Consider the following 8,274-nt stretch of genomic DNA (forward strand, 5'->3'; position numbering starts at 1 on the left):
ACGGCTAGCTCCTTGAACTCCGCCGTGTACATCTGTTTTGGTATCTTCTTCATTGCTGGTCTTTCCAAAGGATCGTTGATTTTACGTTACCTATGGAAGACTAAATTTCGGGGGAAGCTCAGTGAATATTCTGACTTCTCCCTTTGGTCAGGGAAAAGATGAATTGAATCTAGACTTTGATATTGGCGAGTTTGGACTGAAGGCGGTTGAAGATAAGCTGGAAATTATTTTCAATGATGCGCAGTCCCAGAAAAAATTGTGTTAGCTGGTGTTTACAGTAAGGACGATACCGGCGAATTTGTTCCCAGCAAAAAAGATGGAGATATCCTTCTTGTTACTCGAGACGGTTATATCGTAACTCCTGTCATTACTTCAATCAAAGAATGCCGTGACGGCTTCATAGATTTGGTAGGAGTGGTATCGGCAGTTGATGAGTAACAAAAAAATTAGCGAGATACTGCACCACACGCGGCAGGTAGGGCCTTATCCAGGTTTGACTCAGGTGAAATTCTCTGAAGGAACAACGGGATTTGCGACGCAAGCGCAACTAGATAAAGTTCTTATCTAAGCTAATTCTGTTTGCGGCACCTTGCGTCAACGACAGGATCACCTGGATTTATCTGCCGGCTTGGCAATTTCTGCCATGTCGACCAGTTTTGTGCCGGCGATGCGGTCATGCAGGAACTGTCTGTGCGGATCGAGGTAAATGGTGGAGGCCCAGAGAACGAAATTTGCCGCCGGAATCGATATCAGCGTCCACGTGTGTGCATTGAGCGCCCAAGCCAATGCCAATCCGGGCAGAAACCAGCACCAGCTCAACAGGAAGCGAATCGCGGCGCGCGTAGCGTTAACCGGACCGCCGTCTTGCCTGACAAGTTGTATGCGCCAGGTTTTCATGGCTAGCGTCTGCCCGCCGTGGCTCCAGCACCAGACGAAATACAGTGTCAGTACGATGAACAGCCAAGCTTGCTGGGCGCGTCTGAGATAGAGCGCGTTGCGTTGTTGCAGCAGCGTAGAAAAGATCCAGCCGGATATGAACAAGATGCCAAACAGCAGCATCGATTCATACAGTATGCTTCCAAAGCGGCGTTTCAGCGACGGTGTCTGTTGTGCGGCCGCTGTGTTGCTGGCGATGGATGGCGCGGAGCGATCCAAGGCGGTTATTTGACTGCCGGAGAGCCGCTCGGCGCTGATGCCGGAACGGTGGCAGCGGTTTGTTCCGCAGCAACCGCCGCCGGTCCAGCCGCTGGTGGCGCTAATTGGGCGGGTGTCGCTGGCTTATTTTTGTTAAGCGTCGCCGGCGGCATGGTGGTTACGCGTTTGTGGCGCGGCGTTGCCTGTTCGGCCAACTCTTTCTTTTGTTGTTCCGACAGTTGCTGGTATTGCTGCCAACGGAGCGCCCGCTTTTCAGTATCGAGCTTGTTGGCGCGCGCATAGTTTTCGCGTGCAATCCGACGCTGTTCAGGCGTCAGCGTTACCCAACCACGCATCCGAGCTTGTAACCGCTCCTGCTCAGCTGGCGTCATGCTGGTATAGCGACCGCTGATTTCCAGCCACTTTTTACGGGTGGTCGGTTTCAGTTTGTCCCAATCCGAGGCCAGCGGTGCCAACACATGTTGCTGGAATGCTGTCAGATCCTTCCACGTTGGTGCGGCACTCTCCGCCACCTTGGTTGCCTTAGGGGGCGTATTGAGGTCTGGCGCTGCGCTCTCGGCCGGTCTGCCTGCTGCGTGGGTTGGAATCACCGGGCCGAGCAATGCCAGCGTCGCACTTGTAACCAGCAGTGCGAAGGCTGCGCCGATCAGGCGTTTGGTCTGGCCGCTAAGCGCTCGCTGGCTACCTTGGTTGGCGGAGGAGGTCAACGTCATTGGTCTTGCTGCTGAGCGAGGTAAGTGCTAAAGCCGCGATCCAGATAGGCCGAGGGCGGCAATTCGTCCGATAGCACGGCGGCATCAATGTCGGCGGCAGCGGCAATCCGATGTTGTTGTTCGTATTGATACAATCCTGAAAGTAATACCATGCCCGCCACTATCGGCGCAGCCACGCCGACGTGCATCAGCCATGCCAGTGGATCGTTGAAGAAATTCCCGGCATGGCCCGCCAGTAGGCCCCGGCGCAGCAGAACCCGGGCTGGCGCATCTTTTTTCTTGCGTGCCAACGCAGTCTTTCGCGCTGCAGCCAGGCGATCGACGGTCGGTGCGGGCAAATTGTCGAGGTTTTCATTGAGTGCGTGCCGCACTTTGAAAGCGTAATTGATTTCTTTGCTGTTCATAAACTGATTCCTTTGGCCTTGAGTGACTGAGCCAGAGTGTGTGTTGCGCGTGAGCAATGCGTCTTCACGCTGCCTTCCGAGCATCCCATTGCGGCTGCGGTCTCGGCAACATCCATGTCCTCCCAATAACGCATCAGGAAGGCTTCCCGTTGACGCGTTGGAAGCTTCTGTATTTCGTGATCGATTATATTGAGAATTTGCTCACGTTCCAGCTTGTTTGCACTGGATTCGGTGGCTTGCGAATCTTCTTCCGACTCGAAAGTTTCCAGGACATCGTAGTCTTCTTCATTGGCGTTGTTGCGCCCCATGCTGGAGAACAGGGTGACCCAGGTGTTGCGAACTTTTTCCCGTCGAAAATAATCGTGGATGGTGTTCTGCAGAATGCGCTGGAACAGCATTGGCAGCTCTGCCGCAGGTTTGTCGCCGTATTTTTCTGCCAGTTTGATCATCGCATCCTGGACGATATCCAGTGCCGACTCGTCCTTGCGGACTGCGTAAGTTGCCTGCTTGAAAGCGCGGCGCTCAACGTTCTCTAGGAAGTCCGAAAGTTCTTTATCTGCGGCCATGCTTCGTGGCGGATTGGGTCATGGGCTACCTACTGCTTATTCAAATTCTACAGCCTAACCACATTAGCGGCTAAGCGTTGGTCGGATCCCGATATTGGCTGACTAATTAACGCCTGCCGCCGTTGGCTTGAGCCAAGAAAGTAAGGTATTCCAAGGGATGTGTAACGTAAAATAATAATCACTTTAAATTTACAAGCTGCCGGAATCCTAGCAAAAAAGGCGCTGTTTGTGGGATGTTTGTACTGTGTTTGTGAGCAAATTTGCAGCAAAATGGCTCGTTTAACGCGGATATCGTGTAATTTGCCTTGACCAAAATGAAACCACGGATTATGGTATCAAGCCACTTCAGAATCCTGGGTGGGCCTTAGTCTGTTTGCTGGCGACCCAAGATGTTGCTCAACGAACAGGCACGCTTCACATTCGTAAGCTGTAAGCTGTTTGCTCTAACCCGCGCCATAAGCGCGAGAAACAGGCTACGGCGTGATCAGGAATTTCGGCCGAACGAGTAGCGTTTAGCGCCATTTTGAATCGTATCTACGGCTACGCAACGGAATGACGTGATCGCACAAAAAAGGGACGCCGGCACACTGGTACGCTACGCCATTTCGTCAGGAAAGAGCATCCGATCAATTTCCAATGGACCTTGAAAGGATCTAGTAAATGAGCAAAGACACCAACTTGCCTGTCACCGGCGCGGAAATTCTCGTGCGGTGTCTGGCGGAAGAGGGAGTCGAACATGTGTTCGGTTATCCCGGTGGCGCGGTGCTGTACATCTACGACGCTATTTTTCAGCAAGAAAAATTCCAGCACATTCTGGTTCGTCATGAGCAAGCTGCGATCCACGCAGCCGATGCCTATTCCCGCAGTTCAAACAAGGTTGGCGTGGCTATCGTTACGTCCGGTCCGGGCGTCACCAATGCGGTGACCGGCCTCGCCACAGCCTATATGGACTCGATCCCGATGGTGGTGATTTCGGGGCAGGTTCCGTCCTACGCGATTGGCGAGGATGCGTTCCAGGAGTGCGACACGGTTGGTATCACACGCCCGTGCGTCAAGCACAACTTCCTGGTCAAGGATGTCAAGGATTTGGCATCGACCATCAAGAAGGCGTTCTATATCGCCAGCACCGGCCGTCCCGGCCCCGTGTTGGTTGATATCCCAAAAGACATCACCATGCATCGGCACGTTTTCGATTATCCGAAGGAAGTCGAAATGCGTTCTTACAAGCCGGTTGATAAAGGTCATGCGGGCCAGATCCGCAAGGCGGTGCAATTGCTGTTGACAGCTGAGCGACCGATGATCTATACCGGTGGCGGCGTGATTCTGGCCAATGCGTCGCCAGAGCTCAACAAGCTGGTGGATCGCCTCGGCTACCCGTGCACCAACACCCTGATGGGGCTTGGCGGCTACAAGTCATCTAGCGACAAGTACGTTGGTATGCTTGGCATGCACGGTACTTACGAAGCCAACATGGCGATGCAGAACAGCGACGTGCTGATTGCGATCGGCGCCCGTTTCGATGACCGTGTGATCGGCAATCCAAAGCACTTTACGTCGGCCACCCGCAAGATCATCCACATCGATATCGATCCGCCGTCGATTTCGAAGCGGGTCAAGGTAGACATTCCGATTGTCGGCAACGTCAAGGATGTGCTGCAGGAACTGCTGGCGCAGCTCGACGCTGCCGATGCCAGGCAGAATGCGCCCGCCTTGTCCAACTGGTGGAAGCAGATCAATGAGTGGCGCGCCCGCGATTGCCTGAAGTTCACTGATTCTGCAGAAGTCATCAAGCCGCAGTCCGTGATCCAAAAGGTATGGCAGATCACCGACGGCGACGCGTTCATTACCTCTGACGTTGGCCAGCATCAGATGTGGGCGGCGCAGTATTATGGTTTCGATAAGCCGCGACGCTGGATCAATTCCGGCGGTCTGGGCACCATGGGTGTCGGCCTGCCTTACGCAATGGGCGTGCAGATGGCAAACCCCGGTTTGACCGTGGCCTGCATCACCGGTGAAGCATCGATCCAGATGTGTATCCAGGAACTGGCTACCTGCAAACAGTATCACCTGACGCCCAAGATCATTCTGTTGAACAACCGCTTTCTGGGGATGGTTCGTCAGTGGCAGCAGATCGATTACGGTTCGCGCTATTCGGAGTCGTACATGGATTCGCTGCCTGACTTCACCAAGTTGGCCGAGTCGTTCGGCCATGTCGGCATGAAGATCGAGAAGCCGGGCGACGTCGACGGCGCACTGAAAGAGGCATTTGGCATGAAGGATCGTCTGGTATTCATGAATTTCATTACGGATCAAACCGAAAACGTCTGGCCGATGGTCAAGGCGGGCAAGGGCTTGACTGAAATGTTGCTCGGTTCGGAGGACCTGTAATCATGCGCCATATCGTTTCTGTACTGCTGGAAAATGAACCAGGTGCGTTGTCGCGCGTGGTCGGCCTGTTTTCCGCACGTGGCTATAACATTGAGGCATTGACGGTCGCCCCGACCGAAGATGCTACCTTGTCACGCATGACTATCGTGACAAGTGGTTCGGATGATGTGATCGAACAGATCACCAAGCATCTGAATCGTCTGATCGAGGTCGTCAAGGTGGTCGATCTGACCGAAGGCGCACACATCGAGCGCGAGCTGATGTTGATCAAGGTGCGTGCGGTCGGCAAGGAGCGTGAGGAAATGAAGCGTACCGCCGATATTTTCCGCGGCCGCATCATCGATGTGACAGACAAGTCCTATACCCTGGAGCTGACAGGCAACAATGGCAAGCTGGATGCATTCATCGATTCGATCGATCGCGCAGCGATCCTGGAAACCGTCCGTACCGGCGGCTCAGGCATCGGTCGCGGCGAGCGCATTCTCAAGGTTTAAGCAAGTAAAGAACATCGCGTTGAGAGGACCAGACAAGAGCTGTCTCTCGACGCATTCCCATCACTGAATCACATATATATAGGATTAAAAATGAAAGTTTTCTACGACGAAGACAGCGACCTCTCCCTGATCAAAGGCAAGAACGTTGCCATCATCGGTTATGGTTCGCAAGGCCACGCCCACGCTCAAAACCTGAACGACTCCGGCGTCAAGGTTACGGTCGGTCTGCGTAAAGGCGGCGCATCCTGGGACAAGGCAAAGAACGCCGGACTGAACGTTGCTGAAGTCAACGACGCGGTCAAGGCGGCTGACGTCATCATGATCTTGCTGCCGGACGAAAACATTGCGCAAGTTTACGCAGAAAACGTCGCTCCGTTCGCCAAGCAAGGCGCAACGCTGGCATTCGCGCATGGCTTCAATGTTCACTACGGCCAAGTTGTGCCACGGGCTGACCTTGACGTCATCATGATCGCGCCAAAGGCACCAGGTCACACTGTTCGTGCGACCTATACCCAGGGTGGCGGCGTGCCGCATTTGATCGCCGTTTATCAAGACAAGTCCGGCAGCGCCCGTGATATCGCCTTGTCCTACGCAACCGCCAACGGCGGCGGCCGTGCCGGCATCATCGAGACCAACTTCCGTGAAGAAACTGAAACTGACCTGTTCGGCGAACAAGCGGTTCTGTGCGGTGGTGCGGTTGAACTGATCAAGGCTGGTTTCGAGACGCTGGTAGAGGCTGGCTATGCCCCTGAAATGGCTTACTTCGAGTGCCTGCACGAACTCAAGCTGATCGTTGACCTGATCTATGAAGGCGGCATCACCAACATGAACTACTCGATCTCTAACAACGCCGAATACGGCGAGTACGTCACCGGCCCACGGATCGTTACTGAAGACACCAAGAACGCCATGCGTCAGTGCCTGAAAGACATCCAGACCGGCGAATATGCGAAGAGCTTCATCCTGGAAAACAAGGCTGGCGCACCAACTTTGATTTCTCGTCGCCGTATTACAGCAGAACACCAGATCGAGCAGGTTGGTGAGCAGTTGCGTGCGATGATGCCATGGATCAAAAAGAACAAGATGGTTGACCAGTCGAAGAACTAATCAGAGCTTGGTTGTTTGAGCGTCGGGCATCATGCTGCAAGCGCCTGAAGGCGCTTGCAGGGCAGGACGGCGTAAAGCGTTGCTTTACGCAACCCCGTCCAGCCTGCTACCAATCAAAATAAAAAAAGGGACAGCATTGCCGTCCCTTTTTTGTTTCTTCAGGCGCTGAAATGGAAGCGATTGACCTGCCCTCTTAGATTGATTAAATTGTCATGTTATTAATCGCAATGATTTTGTACTGTAGATAACATGGCAACTAAGTCTATCGGAAGCAGGTTCGGCAAGCCGGATCGTGGTTGGCGTGAGCGTCTTTACACGATTATTTTTGAAGCTGATACTGAAGCCGGGCGGCGCTTCGATACCGCCTTGCTGTTGATCATCGTGCTGAGTGTGGCAACCGTGATCATCGACAGCGTCGGTGCGGTGCGTTCACGCGATTTCGTGCTGCTCAATACCCTGGAATGGCTATTCACGGCACTGTTCACGATCGAGTATGTGGTGCGCCTGTTGTGCGTCAAACGGCCGTTGCGCTACGCACTTAGTTGGTTCGGCATCATCGATCTGCTATCGATCTTGCCGACCTACCTGGCGATTTTGTTGCCAGAGTTCCATTTTCTGATCGATGTTCGCTTGTTGCGCATGCTGCGGGTATTTCGCGTGTTGAAACTGCCGCGTTATTTCGATGAGTCGCAGGTGTTGTTACAGGCGTTACGCAATAGCCGCCACAAGATCATGGTGTTCCTAGGCGTGGTGATGATCATGAGCGTGATCCTGGGCACTATCATGTATGTCATTGAGGGGCCGGAGAACGGCTTCACCAGTATTCCGGTCGGTATGTATTGGTCGATTGTGACGCTGACGACTACCGGCTACGGCGATATTCATCCAAAAACGCCCTTGGGGCAGTTGATTACTTCGTGTGCCATGTTGCTGGGTTACGGCATTATCGCCTTACCTACCGGGATTGTCGGGGTTGAGTTGGCCATGACCATGATGAGGGCAGTGCCGACTACTCGCACCTGTACCAATTGCCTCACGGAGGGGCACGAAGCGGATTCACTGTTTTGCAAGCATTGCGGAGAGAAACTCGAGCCCTATCAGTACGATGCAGTTGCAGCCGGTTCAGGGCCGATTAATCCTGCCGACATCAAGCAGCGCATAGAGCGCAATTTAAGTGCGGACATTACCAAGAAATGACGCTGCGGCTGTAGCCACTATTTTTGTTCATCGACAAATCGATACGGTCTTGTATTAGTCACTGACCGAGAGCAATATTGCCGCCGAACTATTTCGATAGAACACACTCGAAGTGAGCTTCCCCCTGTTGCGGCTGACCGAAAATTGACCCAGCAAAGGGCATAGTGCTGATTCAAAATTGACCCAGGTGTTCTACTTGTCCTGTCTAATTTTTAGGCAGGAGATATAAGGTGATCACCATGGAAATGTT

General features: G+C 53.4%; 9 protein-coding genes. 5 read left to right on the forward strand and 4 right to left on the reverse strand.

Going from position 1 to position 8,274, the window contains the following annotated elements; translation table 11 throughout:
* Positions 1 to 121: 121 nt before the first annotated feature.
* Positions 122 to 265: a hypothetical protein gene (locus ACIQ0R_RS09190; RefSeq protein WP_395826417.1), complete on the forward strand. Its 144-nt coding sequence runs from the start codon at positions 122 to 124 to the stop codon at positions 263 to 265.
* A gap of 341 nt (positions 266 to 606) precedes the next feature.
* Here the strand turns inward: ACIQ0R_RS09190 and ACIQ0R_RS09195 are convergent, their stop codons facing one another.
* From ACIQ0R_RS09195 to ACIQ0R_RS09210, 4 genes are read right to left on the reverse strand one after another with little or no spacing between them, the layout of a single operon-like run.
* Positions 607 to 1,155 (reverse strand): RDD family protein, encoded by a 549-nt coding sequence (locus ACIQ0R_RS09195; protein WP_395826419.1) that lies wholly within the window; start codon positions 1,153 to 1,155, stop codon positions 607 to 609.
* Between the two features lie 5 nt (positions 1,156 to 1,160).
* Complete coding sequence (locus ACIQ0R_RS09200) at positions 1,161 to 1,868, reverse strand: DUF3106 domain-containing protein (RefSeq protein WP_395826421.1); 708 nt, start codon at positions 1,866 to 1,868, stop codon at positions 1,161 to 1,163.
* Entirely contained in the window at positions 1,865 to 2,272 is a 408-nt protein-coding gene (locus ACIQ0R_RS09205) for a DUF3619 family protein (RefSeq protein WP_395826423.1), read from the reverse strand. The genes ACIQ0R_RS09200 and ACIQ0R_RS09205 overlap by 4 nt, the downstream gene beginning before the upstream one ends.
* Positions 2,269 to 2,838: an RNA polymerase sigma factor gene (locus tag ACIQ0R_RS09210; RefSeq protein WP_395826425.1), complete on the reverse strand. Its 570-nt coding sequence runs from the start codon at positions 2,836 to 2,838 to the stop codon at positions 2,269 to 2,271. The genes ACIQ0R_RS09205 and ACIQ0R_RS09210 overlap by 4 nt, the downstream gene beginning before the upstream one ends.
* A gap of 660 nt (positions 2,839 to 3,498) precedes the next feature.
* Between ACIQ0R_RS09210 and ACIQ0R_RS09215 the strand changes: the two genes are divergently transcribed.
* From ACIQ0R_RS09215 to ACIQ0R_RS09230, 4 genes are all read left to right on the forward strand, one after another.
* Complete coding sequence (locus ACIQ0R_RS09215; protein WP_395826427.1) at positions 3,499 to 5,226, forward strand: acetolactate synthase 3 catalytic subunit; 1,728 nt, start codon at positions 3,499 to 3,501, stop codon at positions 5,224 to 5,226.
* Positions 5,227 to 5,228: 2 nt separating this feature from the next.
* Positions 5,229 to 5,720: an acetolactate synthase small subunit gene (gene ilvN, locus ACIQ0R_RS09220; protein ID WP_395826429.1), complete on the forward strand. Its 492-nt coding sequence runs from the start codon at positions 5,229 to 5,231 to the stop codon at positions 5,718 to 5,720.
* A 90-nt stretch (positions 5,721 to 5,810) separates the two neighbouring features.
* Complete coding sequence (gene ilvC, locus ACIQ0R_RS09225; RefSeq protein WP_395826431.1) at positions 5,811 to 6,827, forward strand: ketol-acid reductoisomerase; 1,017 nt, start codon at positions 5,811 to 5,813, stop codon at positions 6,825 to 6,827.
* Between the two features lie 249 nt (positions 6,828 to 7,076).
* Positions 7,077 to 8,024: an ion transporter gene (locus tag ACIQ0R_RS09230; protein WP_395826433.1), complete on the forward strand. Its 948-nt coding sequence runs from the start codon at positions 7,077 to 7,079 to the stop codon at positions 8,022 to 8,024.
* The last annotated feature ends 250 nt before the right edge of the window (positions 8,025 to 8,274 follow it).

The sequence above is a fragment of the Collimonas sp. genome (assembly GCF_044339385.1).
Classification (GTDB): domain Bacteria; phylum Pseudomonadota; class Gammaproteobacteria; order Burkholderiales; family Burkholderiaceae_D; genus Collimonas.

What these genes read in the sequence shown, in the direction of transcription:
- ilvN (WP_395826429.1), top strand. Translation starts at nt 5,229, where the DNA reads ATGCGCCATATCGTTTCTGTACTGCTGGAAAATGAACCAGGTGCGTTG.
- ACIQ0R_RS09215 (WP_395826427.1), top strand. Translation starts at nt 3,499, where the DNA reads ATGAGCAAAGACACCAACTTGCCTGTCACCGGCGCGGAAATTCTCGTG.
- ACIQ0R_RS09210 (WP_395826425.1), bottom strand. Translation starts at nt 2,838, where the DNA reads ATGGCCGCAGATAAAGAACTTTCGGACTTCCTAGAGAACGTTGAGCGC.
- ACIQ0R_RS09230 (WP_395826433.1), top strand. Translation starts at nt 7,077, where the DNA reads ATGGCAACTAAGTCTATCGGAAGCAGGTTCGGCAAGCCGGATCGTGGT.
- ACIQ0R_RS09200 (WP_395826421.1), bottom strand. Translation starts at nt 1,868, where the DNA reads ATGACGTTGACCTCCTCCGCCAACCAAGGTAGCCAGCGAGCGCTTAGC.
- ACIQ0R_RS09205 (WP_395826423.1), bottom strand. Translation starts at nt 2,272, where the DNA reads ATGAACAGCAAAGAAATCAATTACGCTTTCAAAGTGCGGCACGCACTC.
- ilvC (WP_395826431.1), top strand. Translation starts at nt 5,811, where the DNA reads ATGAAAGTTTTCTACGACGAAGACAGCGACCTCTCCCTGATCAAAGGC.